Raw genomic sequence first — 22,485 nt, 5'->3', positions numbered from 1 at the left:
ACAATGATCACAATGGATTGGATCTCGCGAAAGATTGTCGATCGACCCTGGATTGCGTTGCTCACCGCAGCCTGCTTGGTGGTGGCATCGCTTTGCGTGATGCCAAGCCTTCGTTTCGAACAAGACACGCTGTATTTGTTCAGAACCGCCGAAACGGTCGACAGCCAGACTTTCGCAGACGAAAACACTGTGGTTGTGCTGGTCGGTGCAGATGATTGCCTTGCCCCCAACGTCGTCAAAGCAATCCGATCTTTCGTTTCCGAGACGAGCCAGACGGAGCATGTTCAAAGCGTTCTTTCGTTGGACGATGCACGCCGCCCCCTTCGAATCGGCAAGTTACTGCTTCGCGTTTTCCCCAAAGACATCGAACAGGAAGATCCGGCAAAACTTATGGAACGCGTGGCAGCGCATCCACTGCTAGACGGGCATTTGATTTCAGCGGATCACAAATGGACCCGAGTCGTCGTACAAATCGATTCGGAGATCGAAACGGCGGACCTGCACGCGATTGTTTCTAAAATCAAATCCGATGCCAAACGCGTTTTTGAATCCGGTGATATGAAGGTCTTGGTTACCGGATTGCCCGCCGTTCAGTGGGAGATCAAGCAGAGTCTGGTGCGTGACCAGCAACTGTTTATCACCGGCGGAATCTTGGCTGGTTTTTTACTTTCGTTCTTGATCTTTCGATCGTGGCGATCGGTGCTGATCGTCATGGCCGGCCCGGTCGTCGGAGCCGTCAGCACGTTCGGTTTTATGGCCGTGTGGGGCGAAGCAATCAACCCGCTAAACGTCGTCGTGATCCCGATGGCACTGACCATTGCGTTGACCGATTCGGTTCATTTGCAGCTACAGATCCAGCGTCTGCGTCAATCCGGAGTGGCCGTGACGGATGCCGTGCTGCGTTCGATGCGCGAAGTAGGTCCGGCGTGCGTTTTGACATCGTTGACGACGATGATTGGGTTTGGATCGCTGACGACCGCCAAACTGCTAACGATCCAACGATTCGGAATCGTCTGCGGCGTTAGCGTAGCGTTTTCGCTGCTAGCGGTTTTGGTTCTAGTGCCAGCGCTGGCCATTGTTTTGGGCAAAGTTCAACCGCCAAAAACCAAACGACGTACCGAACATCGCATCGATGTCGTGTTTGATCGAATCGGCCAATTCGCAGTGCATCGCCGAAAGCGGATCACGTCCGTCTGCGTCATCGCAATCGCAGCCATGCTTTTGATCGCATCGTCGTTGAAACCGCGAATTTCGATGTCCGAAGGGCTGCCGATCCAATCGGACGCGCAGCTGGCAGTCACAGTGGCTGACCGTCACTTCGGCGGGACCTTGCCGATGGTGCTGACGGCAAGCTGGTCGACTGAGGATCCGCCTTCTGGTGAGACGATTAAAGATGCGACCGTCAGTGTTGCAAAAATCATCCAGAGCGAGCCGCTGTTTTCAGCTCCCCTTTCGTATCAGGATTTGATTGCATCACTGCCCAAGCAACGAACGAGCGAACTGAAATTCGTGCCCGATCGATTTCGCAATCAGTTCATCGATGCAGGTCGCGGGCAAAGTTACATTTCCACTTGGGTGCCTGACGCCGGCTCCGACCAACTTGCTCCACGGCTGACTTGGCTAGACGAACAGCTAAGACAACTTGCTGCGCGCTACCCCAGCATGGACTTCACTTACAACCGCCGTGATTTCGAGCCGATTCATTTGGGTGGCACCCTGATCCGCGATTTAGCGTTTAGTCTGCTCACCGCCGCTCTGCTTTGCACGCTAGTGATCGCGATCGGTTTTCGCTCTTTACGGCTGGGGTTGATCGCGTTGCTGCCAAACTGCCTGCCGCTGGTAGCAACCGCTTGCCTGATGGCACTCGTCGGCATTCCGTTGCAGCTGACAAGCGTGACCGTGTTTGCCATCGCATTGGGCGTTGCCGTGGATGATACGATTCATGTCTTGCAGCGTTATCGGCTGTCAACCAAACCCGTTAACGCGGACCGAGTTGTTGACGCTCTTGTGCATGTTGGGCGTCCGATCTGCTTAACGACTGTCATCCTGGTCGCGGGCCTGAGCGTCGTGTTACTCAGCCAGATCCCCGCGATGCACCAGTTTGGATCTCTATTCATCGCGTCACTACTGTGGGCGTTGCTGGGTGACCTTTTTGTATTGCCGGCGATGCTGACGATCTGGGGACAGCGGCAAACTTCGCAGCCTGGCGAATGAAACGACTGATCATACGACTGGGCTGCCACCAATCGATCATCGCGTTTGCTGGTTGAAATTGTTCCACCCGCGACTAGCCGACTGAGTTTCGGTTTTGGCTGGTTCCCAGTTTTTGACGCGTTCCCATTTTTGGGCTGGCTCCCAGTTCGCAGACGGTTCCCAAAGTTGGGTTTGTGCGGAATGCAGATCCGTTGGATCGGAATTGCCCGCCTTAGCCTCCATTGAATCAACCGCTTCGAACATGGCTTCAAAGTCCGGGTCGCCGCCCAAGTCGGCTTTGGTTACATCCGGTTTGCCCTGCGGCGTGGGAATCAACTCGGGTTCGGCGGCTGGTTTCGTCGCGGGCATGGGGGATGGCAACTGCACGGGCAACTGATTGTCATCGTCCGTCTCTGTCGGATCGTTCGGTTTCTCCGCTGACTCATTGCCACCAGTTTTCTGGTCAGACGACGAGCTCGAAACGTCCGGCATGCGATTAGGAAGCGACTGCTGATCGTCGTCAACGGGCGTTGATGTAGTCGGTTTTGGCAACCGTCCAGACTTAGGCGATGTCGACTCGGTCTCGGATGAATTGGATTCGGCTTCTACGTAAGGTTGATTGGTCGTCGGCTGAGGTGCGATGAAGTTGGAGTAGCCTGGCGCGCTGGTCGTCGGCGTTTGGCTCCAGTCCACCCCAATTGATTGAACCAAATCGACTGTCGCTGCCGCCTTTGCCGCTCTTGCATTTGCTAGATCCAGCGATGCTCGAAGCAAACGTCGTTGGTTCGATACGACTCGTTCAAGCGACGCTTTGTCCGCGTCATACTGATCGCTGGCCAATTCCACGGCTTCCCCCGCTTCGCGAACGGCCTGTTGCAAGATCGCAATTCGACGCGAATTTTCGCTCGACGACGCCAAGCTGTTTTCCACGTCAGCGACTGCGGTCAACATTGTCTGTTGGTAGCGTTGGATCGCTTGTTGAAGCTGTGCCTTTTGTATTTCAATGGCCTTTTGAATTCGCCCCAGCGAAAGGATGTTCCATGACACAGATGGACCAATCGTATAGGCCAAAGCATCCGACGTGATCAATGAACTGACGTTGCGGGAATCGACCGAAATCGTTCCCAGCAGGCTCAGCTTAGGATACAGTTCGGCTTCCGCGACACCGATTCTCGCCGACGCTGCCGCCACCTCTCGTTCGGCGCGCCGCATGTCAGGCCGATGTCGAATCAAGTCCGCGGGTATCCCGTGACCAATCATCGGCGTTTGCAACTGCGGGCCGCGACCGATCATCGCGATCAGCTGATGCGTGGGTGGCTGCCCGGTCAGAATGGATAAGTTGGTCAACGCCAATTTAAGTTGCTCGTCAAAAAGCGGGCGATCTGACTCCGTCAGACGTAGGCGGCTCTGCAACTGCACCAAATCCAACCGTCCGACTTTACCCGCATCGATTCGCCCTTTGACTTTTTCCAAAGCCGAGTATTGAATCTTGAGGTTGATTTCATTCTGCTTTTGCAGTTCCTGGTACAGACGCACTTGCACGTAGGCTCGCGCGATTTCACCGATCAGCAAACGACGAACATCGTTGACATCTTCTATTGACGCTTGGTAGTCAGCTGTCGCCGCTTCGGTCTCTCGTGCAATGCGACCGACTAAATCAAACTCCCATCGCGACAACGCTCCGATCGAAAAGAAATCAAACGCATCGCCGTTGGGGCCGACAAAGGGCTGTGACTTTGAACTTCGTTTACGACGCTCGTAGTTTGCACCTGCGTCAGCAAACGGCAGCCCCTGCCCGCTCGCCAAACCCACCAGTGCACGCATCTCGCACACGCGCCATTGCAGTTCACGCACCGATGGACTGTCGACCAGCGCTGTATCGATGAGTGCTGCAAGCGTTGGATCATTGAAACGAAAATCAGCGGGCATGGTCGGCAAGTTCGGAGCCGTCCAGCTGTCACTCTGTGCCGAATTGACGAATGAACTGGGAAGCGACCCGAGCGGCGCGCCGCGGTAATCCGGCCCCACTTTGCACCCGCACGTAAGCAGCACCAACAGGCAGAGGACCAGTTGCAAATCGAGTCGCCGTTTCTCAGTCGCGTTCACCCGAACACTCTCAGTCGCGGTCACCCGAGCACATGGCGCGGTAGCGCGAGCACATAGATCGGATACGAATCGTTCGATCGCGAATTTGGAAGTTGAGGGCATATCGAAATCTGGTAGTTCGCAAGCCGGAAGCCGATCGGTGTTCCTCGAACCAACGTCGCCAAGAGGGTCCGTTAAGCGGTAGCGGCCGCTGAATCGGATCGGATGGGGGGAACGGGCTGTTCGGCTTACTCCAAAAGGTTGCTAAGTAACGGATGGGCGTAGTCCTGGTGATCGATCCGAATGCAACGATCCATTGAGCCAATCGCTTGCTCCCCGATAACCGGATTTACCAGAAATTTTCTCAAGAAAACTTGCCAACCAGCTAAATAGTGTACGGATGTCTTATTTACTGCAAACAGTAGCCTTCTGGCTGGAAAGCCCCCGCTAGCAAGCCACTGCTTGAGGCTCACCCTCACTTACCACCCGCCAGAGTGGTCCGCTCCGTTTTTTTTGCTTGTGATTCGGGTGCTTGTTCAGTCTCATAGGCCCCAGACACCCCATTTTGAGAAGAGCACCATGCCTGAAAACGCGACCCTCGCCCCCCCTGCAGCAAATTCTGATGCGGCTGCGGAATCCGATCGCCTTGTCCTGATCTTTGACTCCGAACAGTCCCAAGTCACGGATCTAAACGAATTCACTTTCGTCACGCAGTCGGCTCGCTTGCGAGATCGCTACCAGCCCGATGGCACACCGGAGACCTATGACGGGACCATTCAGGGCGATGGCCAGTCGTTCCCGATTCAATTTCGTGTTCGCTCCCAAGATGGCGATTCACTTCGCTGCGGCTTTTTTGATCTGCCAATCAAGCAACGTGAATCTATTCTAGCTCTCCGCGACCGGATTCAATCCGAAGGCAGCGACGAGCTTCATTCGCTTTCGTACGACGAACTAGCCGGAGGTAACACGACCAAGGCAACGAAAGCACAGAAGACGAAAACGGCCGACGGTTCCAAATCCGCTTCGACACTAAAGAAAGCGATAGCCATGTCGCTTATGGTCTTGGCGATGGCAGCCATCGTCGGGTGGATATTCATCGTCGTACAGACGCGATCGACCGTGTCAGTTTCCAACAGCGTCTTGGTAGGAAACTACCAACCGGTCAACACACCGTTTCAAGGCAAGCTGCTCGATGTGCTTGTGTCGGTAGGCGACCGAGTCACTGAAGGTCAAGTCGTCGCGCTCGTCGGCAAAGAAGACTTGGAACATGAACTCCACATGCTCGACGCACAATTGGTTCGTACTCGCAGCGAACTGTCGGCGTACCAGCAACAAGCGGATCGCATCGCCGGGCTGATGAAATTTGCAATGGAGAAAGCCGACCGTGACCTGACGGTCGCCAAGGCAGAACTCACGGGCGGACAAGCCGAATATGACGCTGCGAAAGCCCAGGTCGATCGTTTGGCACCCTTGGTCGCGCGTGGCAACATCGGTGTGTTTGAAGTCGAAGAAGCAAAGGCATTGGCCGCGCGTGCCAAGGCCGCGATCGCCCGTCAAAATGCGTTGATCGAAACCTTTCAACTTTCAAAATCCGCAGCCCAGAAAAGTGTTCTGGTCGGCGTCAATGGCGTTTCAGATCCTTTGTCCGAAGTGCTAACGAAAATTGAATTAGCAAAAGCAGCGATCAACGAAGCCAGTTCGATTCGCAACTCGTTGGCAGTCAAAAACAAACCAATCGAATTATTTGCTCCCCAAGACGGCACGGTGTATGCGATCTATCGTCGCAAGGGCGAGTACCTGAAGATCGCTGACGAGGCCATCGCTGTTAGCTTGGATCAAACTGGCTGGGCGACCGGTCATGTCTCGCCCGGTCTGGCCGCGCAAGTTCGCCCCGGACAACCTGTCGAAATCGATATTCCTTCGATGGGAATTACAACCAACGGAAAAGTCGCTGGCATCGGACACCGTTCGGTTTACGGTCGCGGCGGCTACAACGCAGAATTTCGCGGCGGACCATTAGAAGTTCCCATTCGCGTGGAACTGGATCCCAGTAACGAAAAGATTCCTTCGGGATTGCGTTTGAACATGACCGTTCGTGTTCATGACCACTTAGCAACCATGAAAAAATGGATCGGTTCGTTCCGCTCCGGCGACAGTGCGACCACCGCCGTCACCGCAGCACCCGCCAACGCGATGTAGCGCGTCGCGTCTGATGAATTGGTTTTCGCACCCCCACCTTGCTTACACTCTGTGCTCGATTGACATGACAGCTACTAGCATTCGTTATGACATGTCGCTCCCAATGCGACTCATACGCGCGGTCCCCGTCGTCCTTTTTTATCTGGCGATCATCGTTGTCGTTTTCTTGATGCTGCCAGAGAAAGCACAGCGCATTCCACTGGAATCGATTGTCGTATTGGGCCTGATCGGTTTGTTTCGTTACGGCTGCGTGATTACGCACTGCGTCCGAGCCGCGTTGTACGAATACTACATGTACCCCAAGCTACGATTCGCAGCGGACAATTTGCCCGAAGACCAAAAGATGCCCGGCAAGCTGTACGTCATCATTCCAACGGCCGGTGAAAAGCCTGACGTATCGCGGCAGATGCTCGGAAGCGTTCTGGATGAAGCCGCTACGGTGTCCAGCAAGATCATCATCATCGTCAACGCGGGCAGCGAAAAGGATGACGAGATTTTTCACATGCTGCTATCCGAACGCCCGAAATTGCCGAATGTTGAAGTTCGTTTCGTGCGTCAAGTCGGCGGCAAACGCGGCGGCATGGCTGATTGTGTCGGTCGCCTCATGAGCGAAAAAGTCGACCAGAATGACGCGATCGTTCTGATGGACGGTGACACGGTGCTGGGTGCCGGGATTCTGAAGAAGTGTCTTCCGCTGTTTGCACTGAAACCCAAACTCGGCGCGATCACGACCGACAACATTTCGGTTACGAAGGGCAACTGGTTTTATCGCAAATGGTACACACTGCGTTTTTCGATGCGGCATCGCATGATGAAATCACAAAGCTTGTCGCAACAGCTGCTGGTACTGACAGGTCGCTTCAGCATTTTGCGCGCAAAGGAATGTTTGACGGACGAATTTGTGTCGTACCTGGAGAACGACCGTATCAAGCACTGGCTACACGGTGAAATTAAATTCGTCACCGGTGACGACAAAAGTACTTGGTACTGCTTGCTTAAACGTGGCTGCGAAATGCTGTACGTGCCTGACGCCCATATTTTTTGCATGGAAGACTCCGGCCCCAAACCGTTCACGATGAGCATCAAAAAGATGCACCGTTGGTTTGGCAACATGCTGCGAAACAATGGCCGCGCGATTCGGCTTGGCATGGGTTGCCAAAAACCGTTCATTTGGTGGTGCCATGTCGACCAACGAATTTCGATGTTCACCAGTTTGCTGGGACCAGTCGCTGCGATCTGGGCTGCGTTTTGGGTTTCGCCGTACTACTTGGTCGCCTACGCGATGCTGGTCATCCTGGCCAGACTGGCCTACGCCCTGGTGCTGACGATCGAAGGCCACCGGATGGCACTGACCGATGTGCCACTGCTGCTGTACACGCAGTGGGTCGGCAGCATCGTAAAGATTTACACGATGTTTCATCTGCACAAAGCCAAATGGGATTCGCACCGAGTCGCCGGATCAAACGGACAAGCGGGTTCCGGCGAATCTTTCCTGGACGGCCTGATCCCCAAAATGCAAATGGTGTTTTCATTCACTTTGCTACTACTGTTCGTCGCGGCAATGGTCGGCGTCAAGTGATTCGCAGTGAAATGCGTCAAAGCCAATGCACAAGCTGTATCGCAATGGCACTGACGGTGGCGATAAGTTGCGGCTGGACGTTTCCCACGCCAGAGATCTCCAGCGGCGTTGTTGACAAACGGGAACTGAAGAAAGTTCCCGGCGTGCTCTGGGCCAAGGGCACGGATCGAATGTCGATCCTTTCGCTGACTCCTGGTTCTGCTTCGTCGTCGCGCACCGTTCGCGTTCGCTATCCCGCGGGAAAATGGGGCCCGACAGAAAGCGGAGCGAGCTTCTTGGTCGACCTACCACCCAAAAAAGAATATCGCTCCAGCTATCGCATCCGTTTCTCCGAGAATTTTCAGTTTACGAAAGGCGGCAAACTTCCAGGACTAGCCGGAGGCACTGCGACAACCGGTTTGGAGAGACCCAACGGAGACGGCTGGTCGGCGCGATACATGTGGCGTGATCGGGGCGAACTGGTTTTGTACCTCTACCACATGGATCAAGCTGAACGGCAAGGAGACGATATCCCTTTATCGTTTCGCATCACGCCGGAAAAGTGGTTCCAGCTCACCCAAGTTGTGACCGCCAACGATCCTGGCAAAAGCAACGGGCGAATCCAGATTTGGATCGATGGAAAAAAAGTGCTCGATCGCAAAGGGCTCCGACTTCGCAGCGGGTCGCAAGCCCTTGTCGATCGTTTCTATTTCAGCACGTTCTTCGGCGGCAAAGGCCCACAGTGGGCACCCAAGTCAGATCAGCACATCGACTTCGCTGACTTTTCAGTTCAATAAGTTCCACGCAGGCGTTTGCGTGCGAGCGGTCCTGTGACAACCGCTGCATCAACGCAATCTGCACATCGAACTTGGTGCCCATGCCGCCGGTCAAACTTAACCGACTGTCAGGTTACCGGTTGGTCAGGCTGCCTGCCGCGCCGCAAAGCACCGCGTCGACGATGTCCTACTTGGCTCGGCGGTTGATCGGTTCGTCGACCACCAGCGCCTTGGGGAAATCAGCCCCTTCGTCGCCTTTCTTATCGTCCCACCGCTTATTCTGCGAATTGCCTTTGGGCTGGTTCATGGGAATGTCCATCCCCCCCTTTTCGCCCAGCATCGCGTACAGCTTATTCTCCAAATCCTTGGCGACCGACTTGTAGTCAGGGTCATTGATCAAGTTCTTGGTTTCGCCAGGGTCGGTGGTAATGTCATACAGTTCATCAACATCCCACAAGCCGTAGTAAGTGATGTACTTGAATCGATCACCTCGCAATGCAAACTGCGTCGGTGACTGCGGAAAATTCTTTTCCCAGTAGTACACGTACAGAAAATACTCACGCCATGACATGTCCGGATTGTTCGGCAGTTCCAAAAAGCTTTTCCCGTCCATGTAATCTGGCGTTGTCATTCCAGCGGCATGCAGAATCGTGGGACCAATGTCGATATTACCGATAACTTTCTCAACCACGGTGCCGCCCTGAAACAAACTCGGGCACTGCATCATCATCGGGACACGAATCGATTCTTCGTACGAAACACGCTTGTCGATCAAGCCATGTTCGCCCCACATAAAACCATTGTCGCCCATGTAAACGACCAACGTGTCGTCGTGCAGTCCCATCTTTTTCAGTTGATCAAGCACACGTCCGACACTGTCATCAACGGCCAAGAGCGATTCGCAGTAGCGGCGATACAAGTAGTCCAAGCCTTTGTCGCTGTGGTAGCTGAAATCGATTCCGTGCCAGCTATTTCGCTGATCACGCACCCAGCGCGGGGAATCAGCTTCGGCCAGTTCGTGTTCACCGCGAGGCAAAAAGCTCAAGTCCTTTTCTTCGTATCGATTGAGATGTCGCTCCGCCGGCGTAAAGTTCGAGTGCACTGCTTTGTGTGACAAATACATAAAGAACGGTTTGTCGGATTCCTTCTGATCTTGCATCCACTCCACCGCGTGATCGGTCAGCTCATCGGTGATGTAGCCTTTCTGTGGAATGCGTTTGCCATTCAAGTTCATCGTGTACTTAGGACCTGGTGACAGATAGTTGCCTTGCCCCTTGAAGCTCATCCAATGATCGAATCCCGGCCGCGGATCGTCATGGTGGCCACCCATGTGCCATTTCCCAAAGTAAGCGGTCGTGTATCCGTTCTGCTGCAAGTACTGCGGAAAAAAGATCGTGCCCTCGGGTACCAGACGGTTGTTGTCGATGACGCGATGTCGGTGCGTGTACAGTCCGGTCAAAATCGAAGCGCGACTGGGCGAGCAAAGCGAAGTCGTCACGAACGCATTCTTCAAATGCACGCCATTGCTGGCCAACGAATCCAGATGCGGAGTTTCAAGAAACGGATGCCCCATGAATCCCATCGCGTCATAACGGTGATCATCGGTCAAAATGAACACAATGTTGCGTGGCTTCACGCCTTCGCGTTTTGCGGTCGCAGGCAAATCGGCGGCAACAAGATTTGACGCTAAGAGTCCAAGAAGAAATGTCGCAGTGAACGCAACAGAACGAAGTGGCATTATTGGTGGCTCCAGGTGAGGTGCTCGAGAATGGAATCGGAAAACTATCTTATCTGCATTTCGTTCGGCTTGCTGCGTCGGGGCCGAATTGGCGGCGCAGTCATCATGCACCGGATCTTCAAGTAGCGGATATAGGCAAAATTCGGACAGGCACATCGCACACACCAATCGCTCTTTCTTCAACTCGGTGCAAACTAGTGCTACTACTTTCTTGGCGAGATCCCGCTGGTACCAGAACGCGACAATTCCGACGGCTCAGGGTCTCGCCCCCGCTCCCCGTGCACTCTCTCTAGAATGCTCGCTGGGGTTTGATCACTTGAAGTTTGAAGACCTGTAAACTAGGGCCCGCCGCCAGATCACAGGAACTGGGCCCTGCTTTCGTGAGCAATTGCCACCGGATACTCGCCTTCGTTGGACCACTTTGGATTGGCAAATTCTGCAAAAGGCCGTCAAAACAGTGTTCGATCTTTGGTTTACGCCCGTTCAATTCCAAGCGGTCGCAGCCTATAATCGTGACCGGAGCGGCGGGCGAAGGACTTTTCTGAAGGCGCCTGGAACTCACACTTTTCAATCGACAAACGGAGATTTTGAATGAGCGAATACGGCGCCTTGAGCGACGATTTTTACGTCAACATGAATCTCACCACCGAAATGGATCTTCCCCAGGGGCGCGAATCGATCCTGCACTTTTTCGATCAAGTCCGTCGTCGTTATCCTGAAATCGAAAACTTCTATTCACGCGACAAAAGCGAATTTGTACTGGAAGAAGAAAAGCGATCCGGCGCGTACAAATGGGTCTCGGTCGAACCCAAACGCATCAACAGCGGCAGCGTTAATCCAACGACTTTTGACGATGCCGTCAAGCAACACGTCCAAGTTCTGGAACTGGTCCCGTTTGAACTCTACGCCCACCCGCTGGACTGCGAAGCACTGAGCATGATGGTTGGCTTCGACTACAACTATCGCGGCAACCACAACGAAATCTTGGCCGAAGCAATCGGCATCGCGCCCGGTTTGGAACGCTTCCAAAACGTCCCCTACGGAAAACTACTCTCCGTCGAACCCGCAATCCAGTTTGCACTGGATGAAGAATGTCGCACACAATGTCGCGTTTCATTTGAATCACGCACGACGGCCTACCACGTTCGGTCAGGCGAGTTCGGCGAAGAACAAATCAGCGTCTACATGACCGTCCGACGATACGACAGCTTGGGGCCCAACGAATCCTACGTCGATGAATTCAAGCGGCTCAGTGGCCTCTGCCGTGATCTGATCGATGAGTACCTAGTATCCAACGTGCTGCAACCGCTCCAGCAAGCAATCGCCATCAAATAGCAGCCGTTAATTCGATCTGCTAGGCATCCGCTTCATGGGCTGCGAGTGACATACGCAGACGATCACCATCAATGCTATTCGCGCATTGTTTCTAATGCGTCCTACGAAGTCACAAAAACTTGTAGCTTGCGGCATCCGTGTGCCCCCAGAACAAGCGACTGTTCGATGTCGGCGGTCTTACTAGGTCCCGAGACGAAGACACCAAAGCCGGGCTTGGGTGCACCGATTCGGTCGTAGGCTTCGTGCATGTTGTGGACGATTGCATCGCGTGGCACAACGATGGCCAAGAACTGAGCGATGAAGATCAAAACGCGATGCGGCAACGTGGATCCATCGACCCATATCGCTCCGTTTTCTGCGATCATAAATTCGCCGCTTGCGACCATCCAGTCCAAACTGGCTAGCGAATGCGGATCATCAACCATCGCCAAATCCACTGTGGATTTGACCGCAGCGGGCAAAACCGATGCCACTCGCTGGGCACTCGAGAACGCTTCGATCCGATTCAGTATCGAGGTCGCCTGCGAGGGATGTTCGATCTCATGGACTTCTCCCCCTACCAACGCGAGCGATTCTTTAAAACGCTCGAAGGGATCATCAAACTGAATCAGCTTGGACGCATCGGGATCCGGCAACGGGGGAACGTCCACCGACTGGCTATTCAATCGATCCAGAACACCACGACGACTGGAGGTACTTGGTTTCATAGTTTATTGGCTAAGTTCGATTTCGTTTGTGCCACTGAGTGAATGTCTCTTTGGGCGGCTCCGGCAATTCTCGCGTTTTTGCCCAAGTGTTCATCGGATTGTGCGTCAACCAATGTGGCAGCAATCGCAAACTAGTGCGTCCCACTTTGCCCACGAACGTGAATAACCGCGGACGCTGAAACATGAACGACGCCGCCTTCATGCTGAACGTCTTGCTCCAAGGCAACAGCCCCTTGCCGACTAATTCCTTTCGCCAAGCCAACAACTGATGATGAAGCGGAATCTTAACGGGGCACACGTCCGTGCAAGAACCACACAGACTGCACGCGTACGGGAGACTCTTGTAACTCTTCGGGTCACGAGTCGGTGACAGCACCGAACCAATCGGACCTGGTACGGTCGCCCCATAACTGTGACCACCACTGCGGCGGTACACAGGGCAAGTATTCATACAAGCACCGCAGCGAATGCAGTGCAGGGCATGCCGAAACTCCGGTGAATCTCGCAAACGAGTGCGTCCATTGTCGACCAAAACAATGTGTAATTCACTTTCAGGATCGCGAGGCCCATGGAAATGCGACGTATAAGAAGTGATCGGCTGGCCGGTTGCCGATCGCGCCAACAGCCGCGTAAAGACAGCCAGATCGCGAAACCGAGGCACCAATTTTTCGATGCCCATGCAAGCGATGTGTACTCGCGGCAATGAAACACCCAAGTCAGCGTTTCCTTCATTGGTGCAAACGACCAACCCCCCGGTTTCGGCGATGGCAAAGTTCACTCCCGTGACGCCGACTTCACCCGACAAAAACTTTCCTCGCAAATGCCCACGAGCCGCTTCGGTCAAATACTTGGGATCCGAAGCTCCTTTGTCCGTCCCTAAATGCTCGTGAAACGTCTCGCCGACTTCTTCCTTTTTGATGTGGATCGCGGGCAACACAATGTGGCTAGGTGTTTCGCCACGAAGCTGAACAATTCGCTCTCCCAAATCGGTGTCGACAACTTCGATACCGCTGTCCTCCAAGAAATGGTTCAGCCCGCACTCTTCGGTCAGCATCGACTTACTTTTGACGATCCGTAGCGTTTGATGCTCCTTCAATATTTGCAGCACGATACGATTATGCTCAGCTGCGTCGGCTGCCCAGTGAACCACCGCGCCCTGCGCCGTTGCGTTTTTCTCGAACTCCTGCAGGTAGTTGCCCAGATTTGCGATCGTATGCGTTTTGATAGCCGATGCCATCGAACGCAGATACTCCCACTCGGGCAACGTGTCGGCCTGTTTGTCTCGTTTACTGCGAACAAACCAAAGCGCTTGATCATGCCACGGAGACCGTTGATCGTCGGTCACAAATTTGCGTGCCGCCGTGGGGTGATCGACAATGGGTAATGGAATGGACATTACAGTTGGGAATGATTCGTCGTGAAAAGGATGTCTGTGGCAAGAATAGTGAAGCGGTCAAGCGAAACTCTCGTCACGCCAAAGCGACTCGCAATTTAGTGAATGGGACGTCCCATCATGATCTGGGCAACGTGCATGACCTTGATCGGTGACTTCTCTCGCCGGATCAATCCTTGCAAGTGCATTAGGCAACTCATGTCCGCCGACGCTAGCACTTCGCTGCCGACATTGATGTGATCTGCAATTCGGGCGCGTCCCATTTCCGTCGACACTTCCGGTTCGTTAACCGCAAACGTACCACCAAAGCCACAGCACTCATCGCTTCGTTCCGGCGTGATCCACTGAATGTCGTTGACCAGCGAAACCACGTTCTTCACTTTGTTTTCGCGGACCACTCGCGATTCACTTGACTGCCCCAGACGCAGCTCACGCAAACCGTGGCAACTCTGGTGCAGCGAAACTTTGTGCGGAAAACTCGTGTGCATCTGCTCGACTTTCAACTCGTCGTGCAGATATTCGCACAGCTCAAACGTCCGCGTCGAAACATGCTGAAACGCGGCGTCGTCGGCCGCAAAGTACTCCGCGTAATGGTGCCGCACCATTGCTGTGCACGAACCCGACGGACAAACGACGGCATCATAGTCCGCAAAAATCTCGACGAATCGTCTCGCAACCGGTGCTGTTTCTGCATTGCACCCCGTGTTTGCCATCGGCTGCCCACAGCAAGTTTGCCCCGACGGAAATTCGACATCGACGCCCAGGCTTTCGAGCAACTCTAGCGTCGCGACGGCCACATCGGGATAGAACTGGTCGATGTAGCAGGGAACAAATAGGGCAACAGACATTCGCGAATAGAAAAGTACGGGTGCAGAACCAAAGAGACCGCTATTGTAATCCGAAAGTCGTGACCGCGGTAAGCAGTTCGGCTGCTTTAAATGACACGCATGGACTCGCCTCTCGAGCAAAGTACGGCCGACTTAATAGTGCCAGTCTATCAGCGGTCAGCCACCCCACCGCTTGCGCATCATGAAAACCAGGCGTGAAAGAAAACTTCCATTACTCCGGAGCCGGCCGGTGTCGCTGCAAGAAATCCGTCAGCATCTCCAGATACGGTTCTCGAAAAAACACCTTCCCGCCATGCCCGGCCTTCTTAACCGATACAAGTTTTGCATCCAGACCGGCAGCAGCGTACGCATTCGCGATCCGCTCGCTCTGATCGTGTAACACCACCTTGTCCTCGGTTCCGTGAAAAATCAACAACGGCGGATCCTCCGCGGAAACATAGTGCGTTGGACTGGCAAACTTTTCCATCACGCCGCTCAGTTTTCCGTCGCGAACACCACCCAACAAAGCAAAACTGCCAGACTCCTGCGTATAAGCTCGCTCTGGCTGCGTTCGTCCTCTTAAAACAAAATCGCTTGGACCAAAGTAGTCGACGATGGCTTGGACCGCGGAACTCTGATCGGCGAATCCGCCCCCCGTCCCTTCCAATGCGTTTACTTCGCCGGACACTCCCATCAGCAACGCCAAGTGCCCCCCCGCTGAACCACCCGAAACCGCAATCCAATCGGCATCGTAACCATACGCCTTGGCATTTCCGCGAAGCCAACGGATGGCGGCTTTGCAATCGTAGATTTGAGCCGGAAAAACGGCCTTGTCGGTGAAGCGATAACTGATGCTAGCCACCGCAAAACCCTGTTCCGTCATCGGTAGGACGGGAACACGCTTTCGGGATCCAGCACGCCATCCACCGCCGTGAATCCAAACCAGCAACGGACAAGGACGCTGCGTCTGGGGCACGTACAAATCGAGCTTCAACTGCTGGCCGTCAATCTCTGCGTACACCAGATCCGCCGTTTCCTGGACCGTCGCTTTGGCCGCCGCCGATTGCTTACCGGAGTCCGAGTCGCGCTGACTGCCGGAACCCTCGCCGCGTTCGTCGGCCAAGGCAACTGAGCACACGAAACACCCTAATGTCAAAACCAACAATACACGCGTCATCTGGAACTCCCGGCTCAAATTCGCTCGAATGGATCGCCTTCGCGATGGAACGCAAGAGTATAACGCCGCACGCACATCCGCGAGCAGACTGTTCCGTGAAGGGGGCCGTGTAGCAATGAGGGCGAGAAGCACTTCCACTCGCTGGTCCATCCACAGGTCAACTGACGCCTCACCGATCAACTGACGTCCGCCAAAATCGATCGACCGCCGCATTCATGACAGATTCACTTTCGATCCAACAAGCCAGAAAACTGGTCCTACTGTCGCAGCAGCTTCCTCCGTCAAAACAAACCGGAAACTCCGTCGATGCGACGCGATCGGCGATCGAACAAATTGGTTACATCCAAATCGACACGATCTCGGTAATCCAGCGCGCGCACCACCACACACTCTGGAACCGCAATCCGCGTTATCAAGCCGACCAGCTGGATCAACTCTTGGCCGACCGATCGGTCTATGAGTACTGGTCGCATGCGGCGGCCTATTTGCCGATGCGCGACTACCGATTCTCCCTGCCCAGAAAGCAGGCGTTTAAATCGGGCAAGCAGAAACATTTCTACCAACCCGACAAGCGGTTGATGAAACAAGTGCTCCAGCGGATCACGGACGAAGGACCGTTGATGGCCAAGGACTTTGATCACACCGGCAAAAGAACCAAAGACTGGCAAAGCAAACCTGCAAAGCGTGCCCTGGAGAGTCTATTCATGCAAGGCGATCTGATGATTCCCCGCCGCGTGAACTTTCACAAAGTCTACGACCTGACCGAACGGGTGCTCCCCAATCACACCGACACCACCGTGCCGACGCCGCATGAATACGCTCGCTTTTTGATCACCCGCTACTTGCAAGCGAACGGATTGGGCCAGTGTTCGGAAATCGCTTACCTGCTCAAAAACACAAAACCAATAGTCGCGGATGCCCTGAAACAAATGAGCTCCAGCGGTGAACTCCGCGAGGTCCGCGTTGCCGATGAATTGTATTACACGCTCCCCGATTCGATCGAGCAACTCAGCAAACCGCTCCTGCGCAGCAAACTAAAAATTCTCTCGCCGTTCGATAATTTGTTGATTCAGCGAAAACGAATGCAGAAGCTATTCGATTTCGACTACTTAATCGAATGCTACGTTCCGGCGGCGAAACGCAAATACGGTTACTTTTCGTTGCCCATTCTTTGGGACGGTCGGCTGGTCGCCCGCATGGATTGCAAAGCCAACCGCGACACATGCCGGTTAGATATTCACCACCTTTCGATGGAACCCGGCATTGAAAAGAACGACGCGTTCTTCGATGCGCTGCGCAAGGAACTGAAGTCATTCCTGCGATTCAATGACTGCCGTGCTTTGCACCTCAAAAAAACGTCGCCCGCCAAGCTGAAACCTGCTTTGAAAAAAGCTCTGAACCATCTGGCAGACTAATCAACACGCGGCCAGATCCAAGGGCTTTGAAAATGAGCTCCGCGTCCACCGCAACGCCACTCTGTTTCGCAGCCCACTCTGTTTCGCTGCCCCCATCTGGTTCACTGGCCAATCGTCCCGGCTGAATGCTGATCGTTGGCTTGAACGTGAATCCGCTATACTCCGTCCCCGTCACACTCGGTCATTACCGCACCTAAGCCCGCTCGTCGCTCCCAAAACTCCATTTTTTTATGCGTTGGAAACCCGCTCAATCCGTCTGCATCGTCACGGGAGCCAGTAGCGGAATTGGACGCGCGCTGTGCCGCCTGCTGGCACAGCAGGAGGCGATTGTGATTGCAGTTGCTCGCCGCCGTGAACGCCTGGACCAACTGGTTAGCGAATTTTCGCCGACAGTCATTCATCCCGTCGCTGGTGACATCACTGATCCGGCGGTACGTGAAAACATCGGCACAAAAGCCGCTAGCCTACGTGGTGGCGCCTTGGATTTACTGGTCAACAACGCCGGAATTGGTGCGATCGGGCCGTTCGCCGAAGCCACTCCCGAACGATTACGCCAGATCATGGAAGTTAACTTTTTTGCCCCCGCAGAACTGACGCGTAGTTTGTTGCCAAATTTGCGACAGGGCAACGCAAGTGTGATCTGCAACATCGGCAGCGTACTGGGGCACTGCGCCGTACCCGACAAATCGGAATACTGTGCCAGCAAGTTTGCGATGCACGGTTTCAGCGACGCGCTGCGCGTCGAACTGGCTGGTGATGGGATCCAAGTGACGCTGGTCAGCCCGAGCACAACGAAAAGTGAGTTTTTTGATTCGCTCGTCGACACTGACGCCAACAATTCATCCAAGAGCATCGGCAGCTGGCCCCCCGAACGAGTAGCCAAAGCCACGCTGGCCGCGATCAAAGCACGCCGCAGCGAAGTCATCTGCTCGGTGGGGGGCAAAGCTCTTGTGTATGCCGATCGCCTGTCACCGCCGCTGATGAACCGCATCTTGCGAAAATAGCCGGGCCTACACCACGGTGCATGTGCACGAACCAGTCGCGATTCGCTTTCCCCGTTCGTTCGTAATGTCACATTGAACGAAACCGATTCGCAAGCCGCGTTCCACGACCGTCGCTTTCGCCGTCAACCATCCGTCCTTGATCGGGCGAATAAAACTGACCTTCATCTCGATCGTCGAAAAATCCTCGCTGTCCAACAGCGTCCGACCAAACGCTATCCCCATCGCCGCATCGGCCAACGCAGACACCACACCACCGTGGACGCGTCCCATCGGGTTGTGATGCGTTTGCCCGCACCGAAGCCGAACGACGGCTTCGCCCAAATAATCGCCCGGGTTGCTTGCCGGCTGGACTTCAAAACCGACGAGCTGAGAAATGGGCGCTTGCGAAAAGCGATCGTGCTGGTTTTCCAATGAGTTACCTTAACAAAAGAGTCTACTTGCGACGCAGCACAAACACGGCATCGCATAGATCGTCGTCCATGTCACGTTCTTCGTCGATGTCGTAGTCAAAGTCATAGATGCCGGCGATCTCCCACACATCGTTGACACTTTGCAACATTTCGCTCGCTTCGTCACACGTGTACAACCGAAGCGGAAAGACCGTTTCAATCTGATCGGTCGATCCATCTTTGTGCGTCACGTCGATCGTGACCTTCAATTTCTCACGACGGTTGTCTCGATCAAACTCGATCACGGCCAACGTCGCATCCACGGTAAAGTCATCGTTGGACGCTTCCCACTGCTCGACTTCTTCTTCGTCCGCGTCTAACGGAATGATGTGGAAACCCAAAATGTACAACCCGCCGGGCTCGATATGATCCGCTAGCGACCGCAGATGCCCCACCACATCTTCTTCGGTCAACAAATGACGAAATGTGTTGAATGTGCAGAACGCAGCATCGTAGGTCTTCGGCAACTTCATCGCCGACATGTCGCCGCGAATCAGTTCCGCTGAGTGCCCTGTTTTTTCCAAGCGGGCCGCCAGAAAGTCCAGCATCTTTTGATTCAGATCCAAACCGGTCGCTTCATAATCCAAGTCGACCATCGCTGCAATCAATCGCCCACTGCCGCACCCAGGTTCAAACACGGATTGAATCGTTCTGCCCGCAAATTTTTCAAACGCCGCCTCGAAAAAGGCCACCTCGGCATCGGTTTCGTCCGCAAATATCAGGTCGAAGTACTCGGGGTGATCGTACCAGTCAGTCATCAAGCGGCTTTCGGAAGGTCGTAATGCTATGAATTGAGCCGAAAGCCTAGCAGGCAAACAGCAATCGTCCAGCCGATCGCTCGCGCACGCCAGTTGCCAACGTCTAGCAACGGCCGTCTAACAACGGCCGTCCAGAATCCGCTGAGAAGACTCGACCTTTGCTACCAATAACTGCCTTGACCGTGAGGACCTGCAATTTGTATTGATTCGGTATGAAAGGAACCCCTGCAGTAGCTGTGCGTCGTCCCCAACGTTGGGATGAGCCTTTGGACAAAGCGATGACGGATTCGGACGTGGCCTGGCTACGTAGCCGCGATCCGTTTGCGTCGATGGATCCCAAATCGTTTCCACGAACCATGCCGCTGGACGGGATCCTGCGTTACGACTGTCGCATGCACCGCTGCGAACCGGGCGAAATCATTGTTCGCGAAGGTGACTACGGCAACAGCGCATTTTTGCTGATCGCCGGCAGCGTGGAAGTCGTCGTTGAATCGCTCTCTGCGGAACAACTGGGTCGAACTCCGCCTCAGAAAATTGGTTGGTCCGAATCACTGCGGCGATTCCTGACACGATCCAACATTCCCGAATCTCGCCGGGCGACCGACGTGTCAGCGAACTTGGCCCATCGCAATCTGGTGCGACAAGTCGATGATCGGCAGGCCGTTTTCCTGCAAGACTTTGACGCCGTCTTGCACGGCCGCGAATCGGTTTCACTTGGCCCCGGCGAACTGTTCGGCGAAGTCGCTGCGATGTACCGCTCGCCTCGGACGGCAACCGTCGTGGCACAAACCGAAGCCACATTGCTGGAGATTCGTTGGCAAGGCCTGCGAATTCTGCGACGAGACAAGAAGTTTGCCGACACATTAGAAAACCACTATCGCAAACATTGGCTACCGGTTCACCTTCGCGAAGTTCCGCTGCTGCGACACGTTCCCGATTCAAGCTTGGCCAAAATTGCCGAAGCCACTCAGGTTCAGTCTTACGGGCGCATGGAATGGAACACCGACTATAAAAAGACTCGTAAACTGCCGCCGGCCGAACAAATCGAAGGCGAACCATTGGTTGCCCCCGAAGGCCGGATGCCGACGGAACTACTGATTGTGCGCAGCGGCTTTGGACGACTTAGCCGTCGGCATGGCGATGGCCATCGCACGACCGCCTACATCGGCAAAGGCCACGTGTTTGGGCTCGACGAAATTGCCTGCAACGCGCTGCGTCCCGAAGACGAATCGCCGCACACGCTGGTCAATTCACTGCGAGCCGTTGGATTCCTGGATGTCCTGGCGATCCCGGTGGAAACGTTTGCTCACGAAATCTTGCCCCACGTTCGCCGCACGGAATTGCCCGAGCAAGCCGCCGCGGTGATGTACGACTCCAACGAACGCCGCAGCGAACGCCGACGCACCAGTCGACGCACGGCAGCTGATGGCGAAGTGGCTGATGACCAGCAAACCAAAAACGGCACCCAGTTTGATTCAACCAGCATGCTGGAATTCATCGTCCAGAACCGGATGAATAACGGTCAGCAAGCCATGGTGATCGATTTGCATCGCTGCACTCGGTGCGATGACTGTGTCAAAGCGTGTGCCAGCGCTCATGACGGCAATCCAAAATTCGTCCGCGAAGGCGCCACCTTCGATCGGCTGCAGTTCGTCCAGGCGTGCATGCAATGCGCCGACCCGGTTTGCATGATCGGCTGTCCGACGGGGGCGATTTCCCGAGCCGACGAATCCAGCGTCGTCGACATTCACGAATCCATCTGCGTCGGCTGCGGGACCTGTGCCAATGCTTGTCCTTACGAAAACATTCGCATGGCCGAAATCTACGACGCACGCGGCCGCGCTTACTGCGATGCGACGTCCGGAAAACCGATCAGCAAAGCCACCAAATGTGACATGTGCAGTAGCTTGCCGACCGGACCTGCCTGTGCATCGGCTTGCCCTCATGATGCCTTGGTCCGAATTGATTTGACCGAATCCAAGCCTCTTTCTCAGTGGCTTGAAAGAAGAGCCTAATCAGATGCAATCTCTATCGTTTCGTAATCGTCGCGTCGTGTCACTGATCGCAACCGCGTGCGCATTGCTAATCGTCTGGGCCTGCGCGTGGCTCCAAGATGCCAGGCTTGGCAGTGCATCACATTTCACGGGATTCACATTATTAGCGGCTCTGTTCCTGCTGATCATGCTTGGCATGCGCCGGCGTTTACCCGTGCTACCGCTTGGCAGCATGTCATCATGGACTCAAGTCCATCTTTACACTGGCATCTTTTCCAGCGGCGTTTTTCTGATGCATGTGCCCGCTGTCATTGGAGGCGGAACCTTTGAATTTGCATTGTCGCTGCTGTTTTGGGTGGTCTCGCTCAGTGGGTTTTACGGAGTCTATGTCAGCCGCACGGTCCCGCGCCGATTGACTGCCGTGGCAGGCCAACATCGATTCGACCAGGTATCCAACACACGCCATCGAATTGGCCAAACAGCCGAAGCCGTCCTGCACGAAACCAAAGACTCAGCCGCCGGAAAAGTCCTCGAAGCGTTTTACGACGATTACCTGCAAAGCTTTTTCGCCAAACCGCCTTCGCTTGCCTACGTGCTGGTGCCCACCGGCAATCGACGTCGGCGACTGCTGGGTGACATCAAAGATCTCGATCGCTACTTGGAACCAGACAGCCGCGAAACAGCGGGACGTTTCGCGGCACTGATCCGGCGCCGCGATGATTTGGATTACCAATACGCTCTGCAGTTTCGACTTCGCGCATGGATTGCGGTACATGCCACCTTTTCCATCGTGCTAACCGCCGCTGCCATCGTCCACGCCGTGATCGCTATCCGATTTACTTGGTAAACCAGCAACCGCCCGTAGAACCCGCGTCTT

Annotated in this window: 17 protein-coding genes; 9 read left to right on the top strand and 8 right to left on the bottom strand. The window is 54.6% G+C overall.

Features of this window, described 5'->3' with window-relative positions; genetic code table 11:
• The first annotated feature begins 12 nt into the window (after positions 1-12).
• Positions 13-2,214, top strand: a complete 2,202-nt coding sequence (locus K239x_RS12000) for an efflux RND transporter permease subunit (protein WP_419189963.1) — start codon at positions 13-15, stop codon at positions 2,212-2,214.
• Positions 2,215-2,250: 36 nt separating this feature from the next.
• On the opposite strand, the gene K239x_RS11995 is transcribed toward K239x_RS12000, so the two are convergent.
• On the bottom strand, positions 2,251-4,401 hold the full coding sequence (locus tag K239x_RS11995) for an efflux transporter outer membrane subunit (protein WP_145418226.1): 2,151 nt from the start codon (positions 4,399-4,401) through the stop codon (positions 2,251-2,253).
• A 456-nt stretch (positions 4,402-4,857) separates the two neighbouring features.
• Between K239x_RS11995 and K239x_RS11990 the strand changes: the two genes are divergently transcribed.
• The 3 genes from K239x_RS11990 (at position 4,858) to K239x_RS11980 (ending at position 8,832) form a co-directional block, all read left to right on the top strand.
• Positions 4,858-6,477: an HlyD family secretion protein gene (locus K239x_RS11990; protein WP_145418224.1), complete on the top strand. Its 1,620-nt coding sequence runs from the start codon at positions 4,858-4,860 to the stop codon at positions 6,475-6,477.
• 64 nt (positions 6,478-6,541) lie between these two features.
• A complete protein-coding gene (locus K239x_RS11985; RefSeq protein WP_419189962.1) occupies positions 6,542-8,056 on the top strand; it encodes a glycosyltransferase in 1,515 nt (504 codons plus the stop codon).
• An 11-nt stretch (positions 8,057-8,067) separates the two neighbouring features.
• Positions 8,068-8,832: a polysaccharide lyase gene (locus K239x_RS11980; protein WP_419189961.1), complete on the top strand. Its 765-nt coding sequence runs from the start codon at positions 8,068-8,070 to the stop codon at positions 8,830-8,832.
• A gap of 166 nt (positions 8,833-8,998) precedes the next feature.
• Here the strand turns inward: K239x_RS11980 and K239x_RS11975 are convergent, their stop codons facing one another.
• A complete protein-coding gene (locus K239x_RS11975) occupies positions 8,999-10,549 on the bottom strand; it encodes a sulfatase family protein (protein WP_145418218.1) in 1,551 nt (516 codons plus the stop codon).
• A 591-nt stretch (positions 10,550-11,140) separates the two neighbouring features.
• Here K239x_RS11975 and K239x_RS11970 point away from each other — a divergent pair.
• Positions 11,141-11,884, top strand: coding sequence for a hypothetical protein (locus K239x_RS11970; RefSeq protein WP_145418216.1), 744 nt, complete (start codon positions 11,141-11,143; stop codon positions 11,882-11,884).
• A 101-nt stretch (positions 11,885-11,985) separates the two neighbouring features.
• On the opposite strand, the gene K239x_RS11965 is transcribed toward K239x_RS11970, so the two are convergent.
• The 4 genes from K239x_RS11965 to K239x_RS11950 all read right to left on the bottom strand — a co-directional run bounded on the left by K239x_RS11965 (position 11,986) and on the right by K239x_RS11950 (position 15,949).
• The gene (locus tag K239x_RS11965; protein WP_145418214.1) at positions 11,986-12,591 is read right to left on the bottom strand and encodes a LutC/YkgG family protein; all 606 of its coding nucleotides are present in this window, start codon (positions 12,589-12,591) and stop codon (positions 11,986-11,988) included.
• Between the two features lie 10 nt (positions 12,592-12,601).
• A complete protein-coding gene (locus K239x_RS11960) occupies positions 12,602-13,987 on the bottom strand; it encodes a LutB/LldF family L-lactate oxidation iron-sulfur protein (protein WP_145418212.1) in 1,386 nt (461 codons plus the stop codon).
• Between the two features lie 95 nt (positions 13,988-14,082).
• Complete coding sequence (locus tag K239x_RS11955; protein WP_145418210.1) at positions 14,083-14,832, bottom strand: (Fe-S)-binding protein; 750 nt, start codon at positions 14,830-14,832, stop codon at positions 14,083-14,085.
• A gap of 211 nt (positions 14,833-15,043) precedes the next feature.
• Positions 15,044-15,949, bottom strand: a complete 906-nt coding sequence (locus K239x_RS11950) for an alpha/beta hydrolase fold domain-containing protein (RefSeq protein ID WP_419189960.1) — start codon at positions 15,947-15,949, stop codon at positions 15,044-15,046.
• A gap of 254 nt (positions 15,950-16,203) precedes the next feature.
• Here K239x_RS11950 and K239x_RS11945 point away from each other — a divergent pair, with 254 nt between their 5' ends.
• Both K239x_RS11945 and K239x_RS11940 read left to right on the top strand, forming a co-directional pair.
• Positions 16,204-17,403, top strand: coding sequence for a winged helix-turn-helix domain-containing protein (locus tag K239x_RS11945; RefSeq protein ID WP_145418206.1), 1,200 nt, complete (start codon positions 16,204-16,206; stop codon positions 17,401-17,403).
• A gap of 230 nt (positions 17,404-17,633) precedes the next feature.
• On the top strand, positions 17,634-18,407 hold the full coding sequence (locus K239x_RS11940) for an SDR family NAD(P)-dependent oxidoreductase (RefSeq protein ID WP_145418204.1): 774 nt from the start codon (positions 17,634-17,636) through the stop codon (positions 18,405-18,407).
• A 6-nt stretch (positions 18,408-18,413) separates the two neighbouring features.
• On the opposite strand, the gene K239x_RS11935 is transcribed toward K239x_RS11940, so the two are convergent.
• Together K239x_RS11935 and K239x_RS11930 are read right to left on the bottom strand one after the other, a co-directional pair.
• Positions 18,414-18,818: a PaaI family thioesterase gene (locus K239x_RS11935; RefSeq protein ID WP_145418202.1), complete on the bottom strand. Its 405-nt coding sequence runs from the start codon at positions 18,816-18,818 to the stop codon at positions 18,414-18,416.
• Positions 18,819-18,840: 22 nt separating this feature from the next.
• The gene (locus K239x_RS11930) at positions 18,841-19,614 is read right to left on the bottom strand and encodes a class I SAM-dependent methyltransferase (protein ID WP_145418200.1); all 774 of its coding nucleotides are present in this window, start codon (positions 19,612-19,614) and stop codon (positions 18,841-18,843) included.
• Between the two features lie 212 nt (positions 19,615-19,826).
• Between K239x_RS11930 and K239x_RS11925 the strand changes: the two genes are divergently transcribed.
• Complete coding sequence (locus K239x_RS11925) at positions 19,827-21,629, top strand: cyclic nucleotide-binding domain-containing protein (RefSeq protein ID WP_145418198.1); 1,803 nt, start codon at positions 19,827-19,829, stop codon at positions 21,627-21,629.
• Between the two features lie 4 nt (positions 21,630-21,633).
• The gene (locus K239x_RS11920; RefSeq protein ID WP_145418196.1) at positions 21,634-22,455 is read left to right on the top strand and encodes a hypothetical protein; all 822 of its coding nucleotides are present in this window, start codon (positions 21,634-21,636) and stop codon (positions 22,453-22,455) included.
• The last annotated feature ends 30 nt before the right edge of the window (positions 22,456-22,485 follow it).

Origin of the sequence: Stieleria marina, assembly GCA_007741555.1 — a bacterium.
In the GTDB taxonomy this organism is placed as follows: domain Bacteria; phylum Planctomycetota; class Planctomycetia; order Pirellulales; family Pirellulaceae; genus K23-9.
The sequence above is the reverse complement of the archived record's forward strand: the minus strand, read 5'-3'. Positions and strand labels throughout refer to the sequence as shown.